Consider the following 15,812-nt stretch of genomic DNA (forward strand, 5'->3'; position numbering starts at 1 on the left):
TACTGCGCACGCACCCGGCACTCCCAACGTAGGACCAGCGAGCCATACTAGTGCGACTCGACCGAGGGAGACGATTGTGCGCCTGGCAGACCTGCGCGGCCGTTCCGTTGCCGTCTGGGGGACCGGCCGGGAGGGCCGGGCCGCCGTCACGGCCGTCGCCGCCCACGGTCCCTCGCGCCTGATCGCGGTGGACGACAGCGCCAACTTCCTGTCCGTGCCCTGGGAGGGCGAGCTGGCCGCGCTGGCGCCGCTGGCCGGTGGTGATCACGCCCAGGCCGCGCTGATGGCCGCCGACGTGGTGGTGCGTTCGCCGGGGGTGCCGCAGACCCATCCGTGGATGGCCGATCTGCGCGCCCGGGGGATCACCGTGACCGGTGGCAGCGCCCTCTGGATGGCCGACCACGCCAACCGCACCATCGGGGTGACCGGCAGCAAGGGCAAGAGCACCACGTCCAGCCTGATCAGTCACCTGCTGGCGGCGGTGGGCCGGCCCAACGTCTTCGGCGGCAACATCGGCGTGCCGCTGCTCGACCTGCCCCCGGCCGAGCAGTACGTCCTGGAGCTCTCCAGCTACCAGTGCAGCGATCTCACCGACTCGCCGCGCGTCGCGGTGGTGACCTCGTTGTTCCCCGAGCACCTGGACGCGCACGGCGGCGAGCGGGAGTACTACCGCGACAAGCTCAACCTGCTGGCCCACGGTCCCGAGCTCATCGTGATCAACGGGGCCGACGACCGGCTGGTCGCCGAGACCGTGGCGGTCAAGGACGCGAACGGCTTCGCGGCGATCCCGGCCGCCGGCGGTGACTCGCGGTTCCGGGTCGAGGCCGACGCCCAGGTGTACTGCAGCGACGAGGCCCTGTTCCCGCGGGACACGCTCAAGCTGCGCGGCCGGCACAACGAGCGCAACCTCTGCGTCGCGCTGGCCGTGCTGGACGGCATGGGCATCGACGTCGTCGGCGAGCGGGAGGCCCTGCGCGCGGCGGTCGCCTCGTTCCAGGGGCTGCCGCACCGGCTGGCCGAGATCGAGGACCCGTCGGGGCTGACGTTCGTGGACGACACGCTGTCCACGAGTCCGTATTCGGCCATGCACGCGATCGACGCGTACGAGGGGCGGCCGTTGACCGTGCTCGTCGGCGGCACCGACCGCGGCCTGGACTACAGCCCCCTGCGGGAGCACCTCAAGGACCGGGAGATCACCGTGATCGGCCTGCCGGACAGCGGACCGCGCATTCTGGCCGAGCTGGCCGGCCTGGCCGGCGTGCGCACGGAGGCGGCGGAAGATCTGCCTTCGGCGGTACGGCTGGCCCGCAAGCTCACGCCGTCCGAGGGTGTGGTGCTGCTGTCCCCGGCGGCCCCCAGTTACGGCCGTTTCCGCAACTTCGAGCACCGCTCCGAGGTCTTCGCCCAGGCGGTCCGCGACAGCGCTTAACCGGTTCTGGGCAGAATTATTGCCGGACCCCCTCCTGTTTCGAGACGCCCTCGCGGATTGCGAGGGCGTTTCGCATTGCCCGCCGGGTCCCCCGTCCGGGTCACGCCGACGCGCCGTTTGATGCCGTTGGCGACCCAAAAAGCCGATGAGCAAACCCTGCCAAAAAGCATGAATGATGGCGGTCACGCCCTATCGGCCATATGCGGATCGACGTACGTCAACCGACTGCCGGGGCACCCGCGTTCATCGACGTGCGCCAGGTAACGGTTTGAAAACTTCACCCACGGTCTTGACACAGGGGGTCAGAAAGTAAGAACTTTTACCGCGACAGTTAACACTCCTTTCTGAAGGGACGGCCCATGGTCGAGCCAGACGCAGACGGCACCGCAGCGACCGCGGTCGTCGACTCGCTGGTGCGCGACCAGGCCCCGCCGTTGCAGCACAGCATGAACAACTCGGACGGGGTACTGGTGCGGGTGCGCACCCTGCTGCCCGAGTTCACCGGCGCCCTGCAGCGCGTCGCTGAGCAGGTCCTCACCGACCCGGCGGCGGCGTCCCGGGCGACCATCGTCGAGCTGGCCGAGCGCAGCGGCACCTCGCCGGCCACCGTGACCCGGTTCTGCCGGGCCCTGGGCTTCGACGGCTACGCCGACCTGCGCCTGGGCATCGCGGCGGAGACCGGCCGGGCCCGCGCGTCCGGCTGGACCGTGGACATCGGCCGCGAGATCCAGCCCAGCGACCCGCTGGAGCGGGTGCTCGGCCAGATCATGGCGGCCGACACCCGGGCCATGCACGACACCGCCTCGCTGCTGGACCTGGCCGAGGTCGAGCGGGCCGCGGTGGCCATCGCCGCCGCGCCGCGGGTCAACATCTTCGGCGCCAGCGGCAGCGCGCTGGTCGGCGAGGAGATGCAGTTCAGCCTGCACCGCATCGGCGTGGCCGCCTGGGCCTGGACCGATGTGCACAACGCCCTGGCCGGCGCCGCGCTGTCCCGGGCCGGCGACGTCGCCCTCGGCATCTCGCACAGCGGCGAGACCGGCGAGACCATAGAGCTGCTCGCCGAGGCCAGCAGCCGCGGCGCCACCACCATCGCGCTGACCAGCTTCCCCCGCTCGCCCCTGGCCGAGCTGGCGGACATCGTGCTGCTCACCGCCACCCAGGCCACGACCTTCCGGCCGGACGCGCTCTCCGCGCGGCACCCGCAGCTGGTCGTCCTCGATCTGCTCTACGTAGCCGTCGCCCAGCGGACCCACGAACGTTCGCACGCGGCCTTCCAACGCACCGCCCAAGCCGTCCACGGCCACAAAGCCGTCAAGGACGGGAGCTCCGCCCCATGAATTCGAGATCCCCTCTCACCCGCATAACTCATTCGTCCAGGAGGACTAGCGTGAAGCGCAGAATCGCGGTTGCGGCGACCCTCGCCGCGACGCTGCTCGGTGCCGCCGCGTGCGGCTCGAACAGCGACAGCAGCGACACCCCCAATGCCGCCGCTTCCGTCAACGGTGCCGGCAAGACCATCAAGGTCTGGCTGATGGTCGACGCCCAGTCGGGCTGGCCCGAGGTCGTCAAGCAGGCCAACGAACGCTTCACCCAGGCGACCGGCGCCCAGGTGCAGGTCGACTACCAGCAGTGGACCGACCACCTGGCCAAGCTGGACACCACCCTGGCCGGCAACGACGTGCCCGACGTGGTGGAGCTGGGCAACACCGAGATGCCGAAGTACGTCTTCAACGGCGCCTTCGCCCCGCTCGACAAGGGCCAGTTCGAGAACTCGGCCCAGTGGCTGACCGGCCTCTCCGCCCCGTGTGAGCTCGACGGCAAGACCTACTGCGTGCCGTACTACGCCGGCGCCCGGGTCCTGCTCTACCGCACGGACCTGTTCGACAAGGCCGGCCTGAAGGCCCCGAAGACCTACGACGAGCTGGTCGCCGCGGCCAAGACGCTCAAGGAGAAGAACGGCAGCGACAAGCAGTTCTCCGCCTTCTACATGCCGGGCAAGTACTGGTACGCCGCGATGGCGTGGGTGCACGGCAACGGCGGCGAGATCGCCAAGAAGGACGGCGACAAGTGGGTCGGCGCCCTGTCCGAGCCGGGTGCGCAGGCCGGCCTGACCAAGTGGGCCGAGATCGCCAAGACCTACTCCAGCGGTGACCCGACCAAGGACGAGAACGACCAGGACGCGGTCTACGCGCAGGGCAAGTCCGGCATGCTGTACGGCAACGGCTGGGAGCTGGGCGCGGTCCAGGAGCAGCCGAAGGACCCCAACGACCCCGCCTCGGCGAAGGTCAAGACCAAGGTGAACGGCAAGGTCGCCACGGCGCCGCTGCCCGGTATCCCGTCCTTCCTCGGTGGCTCGGACGTCGCCGTGACGGCCAAGAGCAAGAACGCCGACCTGGCCGCCAAGTGGGCGCAGATCTTCACCGACGCCAAGTCGCAGGAGGGCCTGATCGCCAAGGGCGTGCTGCCCAACGCGACCTCCCTGCTGGACAAGGCCGCCGCGGTCAAGGGCAACGAGGCGACCGCGCAGGCCGCCAAGGAGACCTGGTTCGTGCCGATGGCGCCGAAGTGGTCGGACGTCGAGTCGGCCAACGTCCTGCAGAACATGCTGGTCAGCATCGCCACCGGTAAGGCCACCGTGCCGGCCGCGGCGAAGGAAGCCGACGCGAAGATCAACGAGATCCTCAACGCCAGCTGACCGTGATCGGGCCGCCCACCCTCCCCGGGCGGGCGGCCCGGCCCGGCACCGCATCCCCGCAGAGAGGTCAGGAACCGATGTCCGTCGTCGACTCCCCGTCCGCCCCGCCGGCCCAGCAGCCGCCGGCACCGGCGCCGGCGGGCGGGCGCGCCCGGAGCAAGCGTCGTTCGGCCACGAGCGGCGGCTTCGCCCCCCTCGCGCTCACGCTGCCCGCATTGCTGCTGCTGGCCGGCCTGCTCGGTTATCCGCTGGTACGGATGATCGTGCTGTCGTTCCAGAGCCTCGGCCTGCGCCAGCTGTTCGGCAACCTGCCCCCGGACAACGTCGGGTTGGCCAACTACGTCAAGATCTTCACGGACGCGACGTTCTACCAGGTCGTCGGGCGTACGGTCGCCTTCACCGTGGTCTCGGTGCTGCTGACCCTGCTGCTCGGCCTCGGTGTCGCCCTGCTCATGCGCCGGGTCGCGCCGAGCGTGCGGATCGCCATGATCGTCGCGATGATGTTCGTCTGGGCCATGCCGCAGCTGGTCGCCACCCAGACCTTCCGCTGGCTGGTCGACTCGGACTTCGGCGTGCTGAACTACCTGATCAACCTGCTGCCCGGCGTCGACTTCGCCAACCACAGCTGGTTCGCCAACCCGTGGCAGGGCTGGTCGGTGATCACCACCATCGTGGTCTGGGCCGGCATCCCGTTCATCGCGATCACCCTCAACGCCGGCCTCACCCAGGTGCCCAAGGAACTGCTCGAGGCGGCCGTGGTCGACGGCGCCTCGGCCTGGCAGGTGCTGCGCTCGGTGACTCTGCCGATCCTCAAGCCGCTGCTGATCATCGTCACTACGCTGTCGGTGATCTGGAACTTCGGCCTGTTCACCCAGGTCTGGGGCGTGCGCAACGGCCGGCCGGAGGAGGAGTACCAGGTGCTCGCGACCTGGTCGTACAGCACCGCGTTCAACAACAACAACTACGGGCTGGGCTCCGCGATCGCCGTCGTCACGGTGTTGCTGCTGCTCGGCGTGACAGCCTTCTACATGCGGCAGATGTTCCGGATCGGAGACGTGGACTGATGGTCGCCACCGCACCGTCGACCGCCGTACGCAAGCGGCGCCGCCCGGCCCGCGAGTCGGACACCCCCACCGTCGGCCGCAGCACCGCCGGCACGATCGCCGCGAACGCCCTCGGCGTGCTCTTCGCCTTGGTGATGTTCTTCCCGATCTACTGGATCATCAACACGGCGTTCAAGCCCGCGCCGGAGATCCTGCAGTTCGACCCGACGTTCTTCCCGCACACCTTCACGCTGGACAACTTCAAGTCGGCGTTCAACGCGCCGTTCTTCCAGCGGAACCTGATCAACGGCGTGCTGATCACCTGCGCCGCGGTGCTCGGCGCGCTGGTCGTCGGGTTCCTGGCGGCGCTGGCCATCGCCCGGTTCCGGTTCTACGGCCGCAAGGCGATCATCCTCGTCGTCCTGTCGGTCCAGATGGTGCCGTTCATCGCGATCCTGATCCCGCTGTTCCTGATGCTGCAGAAGGCCAACCTGACCAACAGCCTGGGCGGCATCGCCCTGGTCTACGTCGTGCTGATCCTGCCGTACACGGTGTGGACCCTGCGCGGCTTCATCCAGGCCATCCCGCGCGAGCTCGACGAGGCCGCGCTGATCGACGGGGCCAGCCGGTTCCAGGTCTTCTGGAAGATCATCCTGCCGCTGACCGGTCCCGGTCTGGTTGCGACCTCGGTCTACGGCTTCATCCAGGCCTGGAACGAGTTCATCATCATCAACACGCTCAACGACCAGGCCCACCAGAACCTGATGGCCTGGCTCCTGCAGAACCAGACGAGCCGTGGGACCTTCTGGGGCCCGCTCATGGCAGGGTCGATCTTGACCGCCCTCCCGGTGGTCATCTTCTTCCTGATCGTCCAGCGCAACATCGCAACCGGCCTGACGGCTGGCGCCGTCAAGGGCTGACCCGGCACCGCATCACCATCTGAGGAGAAAGCGCATGACTGAGATTTTCAAGCCCGAGGTCGACCGCCGGACGCTGCTGCGCCGCGCTGCCGCCGTGGGCCTGCTGGCCACCCCCGCCGTCACGATGCTGAGCGCCTGCGTGGGCGGCGGCAGTGACGACAAGGACGACGCCGCTGAGAAGCCCGCCGGTACGGTCTCCGCGACCAACCCGCTGGGCATCAAGGAGGACGAGCCGCTGGAGATCCTGATCTTCAACGGTGGCCTCGGCACCAAGTACGCGACCGACGTGGACATCCCGTCGTACAACAAGCTCTTCCCGAACTCCAAGGTCACGTTCAACCAGGCCGAGGAGATCTCGACCGTGGTGCAGCCGCGGTTCACCGCGGGCAACCCGCCGGACATGATCAACAACTCCGGCTCGAAGCTGATGGACCAGGGCGCCCTGGTCCAGGCCGGCCAGGTGCAGGAGCTGACCGAGCTGTACGCGGCCCCGTCGGTGGACATCACCGGCAAGACCGTCAAGGACACCCTGATCCCGGGCACCATCGAGCAGGGCACGTTCAACGGCAAGCCGTACGTGCTCAACTACGCCTTCACCGTCTTCGGCCTCTGGTACAGCGGCAAGCTGTTCAAGGACAACGGCTGGACCGTGCCGACCACGTGGAGCGACTTCACCGCGCTGCTGGGCAAGATGAAGGCCAAGGGCATCACGCCGTTCGGCTACGCGGGTGCGAACGCGCCGTACTACATGTACACGCTGCTGCTGACCAGCGCCGCCAAGATCGGTGGCGCCGACATCCTCAAGAACATCGACAACCTCGAGGACGGTGCCTGGACCAACGACGCCGTCAAGCAGGCCGCCGCCGCGTGGGCCGAGGTCGGCGCCAAGTTCTCCAACAAGGCGTTCCTCGGCCTCAAGCACACCGAGGTCCAGCTCCAGCAGAACCAGTACAAGGTGGGCCTCTACCCGTCCGGCTCCTGGCTCGAGAACGAGCAGGCCAAGGACACCCCCGACGGCTTCGACTACCAGCTCATGCCGGTGCCGAGCGTGACCTCGGCCGACAAGCTGCCCGTCACCGCCCTCTACGCCGCGGCCGGCGAGCAGTACTTCGTCGCCAGCAAGGGCAAGAACCCGCGCGGTGGCATGGAGTTCCTGCGCCACATGCTGAGCAAGGCCGGCGCCGTGGGCTTCACCCAGCTCACCAAGACGCTGACCGTCGTGGCCGGCGCCACCGACGGCATGGAGATCAGTGCCGGTCTCACCTCGGGCAACAAGGCCCTGGGCGCGGCGGGCGCGGACACCTTCAGCTTCCGTTTCGACACCTGGTACAAGAAGCTGGACGACGAGCTGCGCGCCGCCACCAACGAGCTGATCTACCAGGGCGGCACCGCCGACAAGTTCGTCGAGCGGATGCAGAAGGCCGCCGACGCGGTCAAGAAGGACTCGTCCATCCAGAAGTTCTCCCGCTGATCCTTCGCTGAGCCAACGTACCCGCAATCACGAACGGAGCTAAAGAACCATGAAGCACGGCAGGTACCCGTTCATCATTGGCTTCCTGATCGTGCCGGTGGCCATCTACGGCACGTTCGTGATCGCGGCGTACGTCCAGGCGTTCCAGCTGTCGTTCACCAACTGGCGGGGCTTCTCGCCGGACGTCAGTTACATCGGCTTCGACAACTTCACGAAGCTGTTCCAGGACAACACGTTCTGGAAGGCGATCCAGCACCACATCCTGTTGCTGATCTTCCTGCCGCTGCTCACGATTGTGCTGGCGCTGTTCTTCGCGTTCCTGCTCAACGTGGGCGGCGGCTCGAAGGGCGGCCGTACCCGAGGGGTCTGGGGTTCGAAGTTCTACCGGGTGGTGTTCTTCTTCCCGCAGCTGCTGGCCCTGGCCCTGGTCGCGGTCATCTTCTCCCGGGTCTACTCGTCCGACGACAGTGGTCTGATCAACGGCCTGCTCCACCAGGTCGGCGCCGGGCCGGTGCTGTTCCTGGCCGACAAGAACCTGGCGCTCTGGTCGATCCTGGCCGTGCTCGTCTGGCAGGCGGTCGGCTTCTACGTGGTGCTGTTCTCCGCCGGGATGGGCTCCATCCCGACGGAGATCTACGAGGCCGCCGCGCTGGACGGCGCCACCCGGGGCACCCTGTTCTTCAAGGTGACGCTGCCGCTGCTGTGGAACACGCTGCAGGTCGCCTGGGTCTACCTGGGCATCGCCGCCTTCGACGCGTTCGCCCTGGTGAACGTCATGTCCGTGGACCGCGGCGGGCCGGACGGCGCCACCACGGTGCTGGGCCTGGAGATCTACCGCAACGCCTTCGACTACGCGCAGTTCGGCTACGCCTCGGCGATGGGTGTCGTGCTGTTCTTCCTCACCATCACGTTCGCGGCGCTGACCCTGCGGGTCACCCGGCGCGACGCGATCGAGCTGTGAGCCGGACCGGGAGCATCAAGTGACTTACACGAAGACGGACGGGCCGGCGGCCTCGTACACCGGGTCGCGGCACTCCACCACCGCCTCGCAGCGGGACAAGAAAGAGATCAAGCTCTTCAGCGGCTTCGCCCACGTCGCCCTGGCGGTCTGGGGCCTGCTGGTCATCGCGCCGCTGATCTGGGTGGTCCTGGCGTCGTTCAAGAGCAACACGGAGATCTTCACGCAGGCGCCGTTCAGCCTGCCCAGCAAGATCTCGTTCGAGACGTACAAGACGGCCTGGACCGAGGCGCACGTCGGGCGCTACTTCCTCAACAGCGTCTTCGTGGTGGCGATCAGCACCGCCGGCACGATGCTGTTCGGCTCGATGGCCGCCTACGTGCTGGCCCGCTACAAGTTCGTCGGCAACCGCTTCATCTACTACCTGTTCGTCTCGGGCCTGGCCTTCCCGGTGTTCCTGGCGCTGGTGCCGCTGTTCCTGATCCTGCAGAACCTCGGCCTGCTCAACACCTACACCGGCCTGATCCTGGTCTACATCGCGTACTCGCTGCCGTTCACGGTCTTCTTCATGACGGCGTTCTTCAAGACGCTGCCGAACCAGATCGCCGAGGCCGCGATCGTCGACGGCGCCTCCCACACCCGGCTGTTCTTCCAGGTCATGCTGCCGATGGCCCGGTCCGGCCTGGTCAGCATCACGATCTTCAACATCGTCGGTCAGTGGAACCAGTACCTGCTGCCGGTGGCGATCATGCAGGGCGCGGGCGCGCAGGAGAAGTGGGTGCTCACCCAGGGCATCGCCAACATCTCGGTCTCGGCGGGCTACCAGGCGAACTGGGCCGCGCTGTTCGCGGCGCTCACCCTCTCGATCCTGCCGATGATCATCGTGTACGCGTTCTTCCAGCGTCAGATCCAGTCCGGCCTCACCGCGGGCGCGACCAAGTAGCTCAGCACGGCACACGGGCGGTGTCCTTCCACGGGGGAGGGGCGCCGCCCGGCTGCGTTCCCCGTCCGGAGGTTGTGGCCGGGTGCCACGATCGGCGGATGGCCGTCGTCGATGTGCAGCGAGTGTTCCGCGCCCTGGCCGAGGCCCGGGACAAGGACTTCTATCCGCTGTGGTGCGACCTGACGTATCTGTGGCGCCCGCTGCCCGAGATCAAGTTCCGGATCTACCAGGTCGCCGACACCGTCGATGCCCGGATCGCGCTGTGGGTGGCGGGCAGCCGGCCGGACAGTACCCAGATCACCTGGGGTCTCGTGGTGACGGCCGAAGCCGCGAAGCTCACGATCGAGACGTCGATCGACGTCGGGACGCCCGACGGCCCCGAGGTGGACGACCAGGTGTTCGAGCGGTCCGCCGAGACCGACGATGCGACCCGGGCCGCGGAGCTCATCAGGAGCATGGCGGGAGAGCTGTGCGGTCAGCGGTGGCCGATCACCCAGGAGTCGTTCCCGACGAGCTGACCGGGCAGCTCAGGCGCGGTTGAGCAGGACCCGGCCCAGCACCAGCGTGCCCAGGCCGGCGACCACCACGCTGAGCAGGCCGACCCGCAGGCTGCTGTGGTCGGCGACCAGCCCCACCAGCGGCGGCGAGAGCAGGAAGCCCACCCGCTGCAACCAGCTCACGATGGTCAGGCCGGCGCCGTGCGGCAGCCCGCGCAGTTCGTCGGCCGTGTGCATCGCAGCCGGGACCAGCGTCGCCGTGCCCAGCCCGGCCAGGGCGAAGCCGGCCAGGGCCGAGCCGACGGACGGCCAGGCCAGTGCGCAACCCATCCCGGCCGCGGCCAGCGCCCCGCCGGCCCGGGTCACCGTGCGCTGGCCGAACCGGTCGACGGCCCGGTCGCCCAGCAGCCGCCCGGCGGTCATCGCCACCTGCAGCGCCACGAAGGCGAGCCCGGCCGTCGCCGCGCCGGCGCCGAGATAGTCGGTCAGGTACAGCGCTCCCCACGAGGAGCCGGCGTCCTCCACGAGCGCCCCGAAGGCCGCCAGTGCCCCGAGCGCGGCCAGCATCCGTACCGCGGGCCAGGCGAAGGACCGCCGGCCCGGCGGGGCCGCACCCGGCTGCGGCGCCGCCCGCTCGGCGTCCTCCGGTCCGGGCAGCATTAACCGGTACGCGACCAGCAGGATCGCCCCGACCAGCACCGCGGCCACGCTCAGGTGCAGGACCAGCGGCACCCGCAGACCGGCCGCGGCCGAGCCCATGAGCCCGCCGAGCACCGCCCCGATGCTCCACACGCCGTGGAACGAGTTGACGATCGAGCGGCCGTAGAGCCGCTGCACCCGCAGGCCGTGCGCGTTCTGCGCGACGTCGACGATCGCGTCGGCCGCCCCGGCCACCAGGAACACCGCGGCCAGCACCCACCAGGCCGGCGCGACCGCGACCAGGATGAACGCCACCGCCATCAGCAGCATGCCGGCGAGCCCGGTCCGCGACGACCGGAACCGGCGGATCGCGGCGGCGGCGAACAGGCCGCCGAGCAGCGAGCCGAGTGCGCCCGCGCCCAGGGCCGAGCCCAGCGCCGCGTTGCTCAGCTCCAGCGATTCCTTGATCTGCGGGTAGCGCGGCACGATGTTGGCGAACAGGGCGCCGTTGGTCAGGAACACCGCCGCGACGGCGATCCGGGCCCGGCGGGCCTGCTCGGTCGGTCCGGCGCCGAGAGTCGCCGTCACTGCGCGCTGAACCGCTGCACCGCGGCCTCGACGTCCGGCTCGGTGACCGGGAAGCCCGGGAAGCGCGACAGCCGGACCAGCGGGATGGCCCGCATCATCTGGCCGTTGGTCGGGTCGGACAGCATGTCGGTGAACAGGCCCGTGCCGAGCTGCTCGCGCAGCCACGAGCCGGCGGCCGGGTGGGCCAGCCAGACGTCCACGGTCGACTCGGCGCTCAGCGGCACGGCGTAGCCCTGGCCGGTCAGCGTGACCGTGCCGGTGAGCCGGATGTCGCGCGAGGACGCGCCGACGCGGACGCCGAACTCGCCGCCCTCGACCACCCAGTTCCGGGCCGCCTCGTGCCAGAACGCGAATGCCCGCGCCCCCAGCGTCAGGGTGACCGGCGCGCTCTCGCCGGGCCCGAGCGCGACCTGGGTGAACGCGCGCAGCTCCTGCTCGGGGCGGTAGACAGTGGCCTGCGGGTCGGCGACGTAGAGCTGGACCGTCTCGCGGCCCGGGCGCGTACCGGTGTTGGTGACCGTCAGGCTGACCTCGACCCGCGGGTCGTCGCCGTCGGCCAGCACGGAGACGGACAGGTCGCTGTAGCCGAAGCTCGTGTAGGACAGGCCGTGGCCGAACGGGTACGCCACCTCGAGACGGTGGGCGTCGTACCAGCGGTAGCCGATCAGCAGGCCCTCGCCGTACCGGACGTGGCCGAGCTCGCCGGGGAACACGCCGATGGTCGGGTTGTCGGCGAAGCGCACCGGGACGGTCTCGGCGAGCCGGCCCGCCGGATCGGCCGCGCCGAGCAGCAGGTCGGCGGTCGCGCTGCCGCCGGCCTGGCCGAGCAGCCAGCCCTCGAGAACGGCCTGCGCGCGGTCCTGCCAGGGCGCGACGGTGACGACCGAGCCGTTGGACAGCACGACGACCACGCGCGGGTTGGCGTCGGCCACGGCGTGCAGCAGATCGAGCTGGTGGGCGGGCAGGTCCATGTGGTCGCGGTCGTAGCCCTCGGACTCGTACGACGGGGGCAGCCCGAGGAAGAGCAGGGCCACGTCGGCGGCGGCTGCGGCCCGTACCGCCTCGGCGACCAGGCCCTCGTCGGCGGCCTCGGAGTCGATCACGAAGCCGGGGGCGAAGGTGACCTCGCGGCGCCCGTCGAGGGCCTGCCGCAGGGCGTCCAGCGCGGTGTCCACCCGGGTGGGGTTGACCTGTGAGGATCCGGCGCCCTGGAACCGCGGCGTCCGGGCGAATTCACCGATGACCGCGACCGGGCCGCCGCCCGCCGGGTCGAGCGGCAGGATCCCGCCCTCGTTCTTGAGCAGCACCGCACTGGCCACGGCGGCCTCACGGGCGAGCGCGTGGTGGGCGTCGGCGTCGAAGGTCTGGCCGTCCTCCAGCGCCGGCAGGGACCGGTTGATCAGTGTCAGCACCCGGGTCGCCGCCCGGTCGACGTCCGCCTCGCTCAGCGTGCCGGCCCGGACGGCGTCCAGGATGACCCGGGTGCCGGCCCCACCGGACGACGGCATCTCCAGGTCCAGCCCGGCGGCCACCCCGGCGTCCCGGCGGTTGACCGCGCCCCAGTCGGACACCACCAGGCCCTCGAAGCCCCACTCGTCGCGCAGCACCTGGGTGAGCAGCCAGGGGTCCTCACTCGCGTACGTGCCGTTGATCTTGTTGTAGGCGCACATCACCGTCCAGGGCTGCGCCTGGGTGACCACCCGCTCGAAGGCGGGCAGGTAGATCTCGCGCAGCGTCCGCTCGTCGACGTCGGCCGAGACCGTCATCCGGTCGGTCTCCTGGTTGTTGGCGGCGAAGTGCTTGAGCGAGGCGCCCACCCCGGTGCTCTGCAGGCCGTTGACCAGGGCCGCGCCGAGCTCGCCGGCCAGCAGCGGGTCCTCGGAGAAGTACTCGAAGTTGCGCCCGCACAGCGGCGAGCGCTTCATGTTGACCCCCGGACCGAGCAGCACGGCGACCTGCTCGGCGCGGCACTCATGGCCCAGCGCCACACCGATGCGGCCCAGCAAGTCGGTGTTCCACGTGGAGGCGAGCCCGGCGGCGGGCGGGAAGCAGGTGGCCGGGACGCTGTCGTTGAGGCCGACGTGGTCCGACTCGCCGGCCTGCTTGCGCAGGCCGTGCGGCCCGTCGGTGACCATCACGCCGGGGATGCCGAGGCGCTCGACCGGCTGTGTACGCCAGAAGTCGGCCCCGTCCAGCAGGGTGGCCTTCTCCTCGAGGGTGAGTGCGGCGAGCAGCGCGGGAACGTCGAGTGTCATGACCCGACCGTAACAATGAAAACCTCCGCATGGAAGTTTTTGTGGCCTACGATGGCGCGATGGACGAGGCCCCCGAGATCACCCGGCGCGGCGCGTACGACAAAGGGGTGCGCCGCCGGCGCGAGATCCTCGACCGGGCCATCGAGGTCTTCGCCGAACGCGGCGCCGAGGGCACCTCGCTGCGCGCCATCGGAGAGGCCATCGGGGTCTCGCACGCGGCGCTCAAGCACTACTTCGCCTCCCGCGAGGAACTGCTGATCGAGGTCTACCGGGCCGCCGAGGAACGCTCGATCGCCGAGGACCGGCTGCCCCCGGACGTCTCGGTGGTCGGGCTGATGACCCACGCGGCCCGCCGCAACCACGGCGTGCCCGGCCTGGTCCAGCTCTACTCGACGCTGGTGGCGGGCGCGCTGGAGGAGGGCCACGAGCCGTCCCGCGAGTTCTTCGGCCGGCGCTTCGCCCAGCTCCGCCAGGTGCTGACCGAGCGCATCGAGGCGGACCAGCGGGCCGGCCGGATCCGGCCCGACCTCAGCCCGCCGGCGGCCGCCGCGCTGATCATCGCGGCCTCCGACGGCCTGCAGACCCAGTGGCTGCTGGACCCCGCGGTCGACATCGAGAAGTCCCTGGAGCTGCTGGAAGGCCTGCTCGGCGGCTGAATGTCATACCCGCACGGCAGAATGGGCCCGTGCTGGTGGCTGTGGTGTCCGACGACGGGAGCTGGCACGGTTCCGGCCGCTGGCAGCAGGTCCACCCCGACGGCAGCCCGGCCGGTGAGCCGCAGCGCGTCGCCGACCTGCCGGCCGCCATCGCCGCCCGCGAGGCCGCCGAGCACCCCCGCTGGCTGTGGGCGGCCACCACCGACTGCTATCCGACGCTGCTGCGCGCCGGTGTGCGGGTGCGCCGCTGCCACGACATCGAGCTGACCGAGGCGCTGCTGCTCGGCCACGCGGGCCGCTGGGGCGAGCCCCGCGCGCTGGCGGCGGCCTGGGCCCGGCTGACCGGCGCGCCGGTGCCGGCCGACCCGCCACCGCGCCTCCCGCAACCACCGGGCTTCGCCCAGGGCGCGCTCTTCGAAGCCATGTCCGGGCCGTCGGCCGCCGCCGGCTCGGTGACCCTCGAGGCCCTGACGAGGGTGTATGCGGACCAGCACGCCCGGATCGCCGCCACCGGCCAACCCGGCCGTTTCGCCCTGCTGGTGGCCGCCGAGTCCGCCGGGGCGCTGGTCGGCGCCGAGATGGGCCACGCCGGTCTGCCGTGGCGCGCGGACATCCACGACCAGCTGCTGCGCGACCTGCTCGGCGCCCCGCAGCCGGTCGGCCCGCCCCGCCGGCTGGCCGAGCTGACCGCCGAGATCAACGCGGCCTTCGGCGTGCACGGCCTGCACCCGGACTCCCCGGCCGAGGTGCTGCGCGCGTTCGCCCGGGCCGGCATCGAGGTGCCCAACACCCGGGCCTGGGTGCTGCGCCAGGTCGAGCACCCGGCGGTGAAGCCGCTGCTCGAATACAAGGAGCTCTACCGCATCTGGACGGCCCACGGCTGGGCCTGGCGCGACGCCTGGATCAGCGAAGGCCGCTTCCGACCCGAGTACGTCCCCGGCGGCGTGGTGTCGGGCCGCTGGGCCACCCGCGGCGGCGGCGCCCTCCAGGTGCCCAAGGTGGTCCGCCGGGCGGTGGTCGCCGACCCCGGCTGGCGCTTCGTGGTCGCCGACGCGGGCCAGCTGGAGCCGCGCGTGCTGGCGGCGGTGTCCGGCGATTCCCGGCTGGCCCGCGCCGGCGCCGCCGGAGACCTCTACGCGGCGCTGGCCACCGACTCGTTCAACGGCGACCGGGCCAAGGCCAAGGTGGCCCTGCTGGGCGCGATGTACGGCCAGACCGGCGGCGCGGCGATCCCGGCCCTGGCGGTGCTGAGGCAGAGCTACCCCACGGCCTTCGACTACGTGGAGGCCGCGGCCCGTACGGGGGAGGCGGGCGGCCTGGTCCGCTCCTGGCTGGGCCGCACCTGCCCGCCGGCGTCCACGGCCTGGCGTGAAGCGGGCCTGGAGCCGCCCGAGGAGTCGGGATCGGCGGAGCCGCAGGGCGGGGCATCGGGCCGGGCGCGAGGCCGCTTCACCCGCAACTTTGTGATCCAGGCGACGGCGGCCGAATGGGCGCTGGTGCTGCTGGCGACGCTGCGGACGGCGTTGGAGGGCATGCGGGCGGAGCTGGTGCTGTTCGTGCACGACGAGGTGGGGGTGCACTGCCCGGTCGAGGAAACGGAGCAGGTGGCTGAGGCGGTACGGGTGAGCGCGGCCAAGGCGGGGGAGCTGTTGTTCGGGGGGATCGAGGTGCGGTTCCCGCTCGACGTGTCGATCGTGGAGTGTTACGCGGACGCGTGA

Annotated in this window: 13 protein-coding genes; 11 read left to right on the forward strand and 2 right to left on the reverse strand. The window is 70.4% G+C overall.

Features of this window, described 5'->3' with window-relative positions; all coding sequences use genetic code 11:
- Window positions 1-76: 76 nt before the first annotated feature.
- From murD to ACQP2Y_RS11470, 9 genes are all read left to right on the forward strand, one after another.
- Entirely contained in the window at window positions 77-1,429 is a 1,353-nt protein-coding gene (gene murD / locus ACQP2Y_RS11430) for a UDP-N-acetylmuramoyl-L-alanine--D-glutamate ligase (protein ID WP_433727078.1), read from the forward strand.
- 359 nt (window positions 1,430-1,788) lie between these two features.
- The gene (locus ACQP2Y_RS11435) at window positions 1,789-2,766 is read left to right on the forward strand and encodes a MurR/RpiR family transcriptional regulator (protein ID WP_433727080.1); all 978 of its coding nucleotides are present in this window, start codon (window positions 1,789-1,791) and stop codon (window positions 2,764-2,766) included.
- A 50-nt stretch (window positions 2,767-2,816) separates the two neighbouring features.
- Window positions 2,817-4,124 (forward strand): extracellular solute-binding protein, encoded by a 1,308-nt coding sequence (locus tag ACQP2Y_RS11440; protein WP_433727082.1) that lies wholly within the window; start codon window positions 2,817-2,819, stop codon window positions 4,122-4,124.
- Between the two features lie 77 nt (window positions 4,125-4,201).
- Window positions 4,202-5,188, forward strand: coding sequence for a carbohydrate ABC transporter permease (locus ACQP2Y_RS11445; RefSeq protein WP_433727084.1), 987 nt, complete (start codon window positions 4,202-4,204; stop codon window positions 5,186-5,188).
- Window positions 5,188-6,087, forward strand: coding sequence for a carbohydrate ABC transporter permease (locus tag ACQP2Y_RS11450; protein ID WP_360826830.1), 900 nt, complete (start codon window positions 5,188-5,190; stop codon window positions 6,085-6,087). Before ACQP2Y_RS11445 ends, ACQP2Y_RS11450 begins: the two co-directional genes overlap by 1 nt.
- Window positions 6,088-6,121: 34 nt before the next feature.
- A complete protein-coding gene (gene ngcE / locus ACQP2Y_RS11455) occupies window positions 6,122-7,558 on the forward strand; it encodes an N-acetylglucosamine/diacetylchitobiose ABC transporter substrate-binding protein (RefSeq protein WP_433727086.1) in 1,437 nt (478 codons plus the stop codon).
- Between the two features lie 49 nt (window positions 7,559-7,607).
- Complete coding sequence (locus tag ACQP2Y_RS11460; RefSeq protein ID WP_433727088.1) at window positions 7,608-8,519, forward strand: carbohydrate ABC transporter permease; 912 nt, start codon at window positions 7,608-7,610, stop codon at window positions 8,517-8,519.
- 19 nt (window positions 8,520-8,538) lie between these two features.
- Window positions 8,539-9,459 carry a carbohydrate ABC transporter permease gene (locus tag ACQP2Y_RS11465; RefSeq protein WP_433727090.1) on the forward strand — a complete coding sequence of 307 codons (921 nt, stop codon included), beginning with the start codon at window positions 8,539-8,541 and terminating at the stop codon, window positions 9,457-9,459.
- 98 nt (window positions 9,460-9,557) lie between these two features.
- A complete protein-coding gene (locus tag ACQP2Y_RS11470) occupies window positions 9,558-9,977 on the forward strand; it encodes a hypothetical protein (RefSeq protein WP_433727092.1) in 420 nt (139 codons plus the stop codon).
- Between the two features lie 9 nt (window positions 9,978-9,986).
- Here the strand turns inward: ACQP2Y_RS11470 and ACQP2Y_RS11475 are convergent, their stop codons facing one another.
- Window positions 9,987-11,183: an MFS transporter gene (locus ACQP2Y_RS11475; protein ID WP_433727094.1), complete on the reverse strand. Its 1,197-nt coding sequence runs from the start codon at window positions 11,181-11,183 to the stop codon at window positions 9,987-9,989.
- Complete coding sequence (locus tag ACQP2Y_RS11480; protein ID WP_433727096.1) at window positions 11,180-13,438, reverse strand: glycoside hydrolase family 3 C-terminal domain-containing protein; 2,259 nt, start codon at window positions 13,436-13,438, stop codon at window positions 11,180-11,182. Before ACQP2Y_RS11480 ends, ACQP2Y_RS11475 begins: the two co-directional genes overlap by 4 nt.
- Window positions 13,439-13,497: 59 nt before the next feature.
- Between ACQP2Y_RS11480 and ACQP2Y_RS11485 the strand changes: the two genes are divergently transcribed.
- Together ACQP2Y_RS11485 and ACQP2Y_RS11490 are read left to right on the forward strand one after the other, a co-directional pair.
- Entirely contained in the window at window positions 13,498-14,094 is a 597-nt protein-coding gene (locus ACQP2Y_RS11485) for a TetR/AcrR family transcriptional regulator (protein ID WP_433727098.1), read from the forward strand.
- A 29-nt stretch (window positions 14,095-14,123) separates the two neighbouring features.
- Window positions 14,124-15,812, forward strand: coding sequence for a bifunctional 3'-5' exonuclease/DNA polymerase (locus ACQP2Y_RS11490; RefSeq protein WP_433727100.1), 1,689 nt, complete (start codon window positions 14,124-14,126; stop codon window positions 15,810-15,812).

The organism is Actinoplanes sp. CA-051413 (assembly GCF_050955795.1).
Classification (GTDB): domain Bacteria; phylum Actinomycetota; class Actinomycetes; order Mycobacteriales; family Micromonosporaceae; genus Actinoplanes.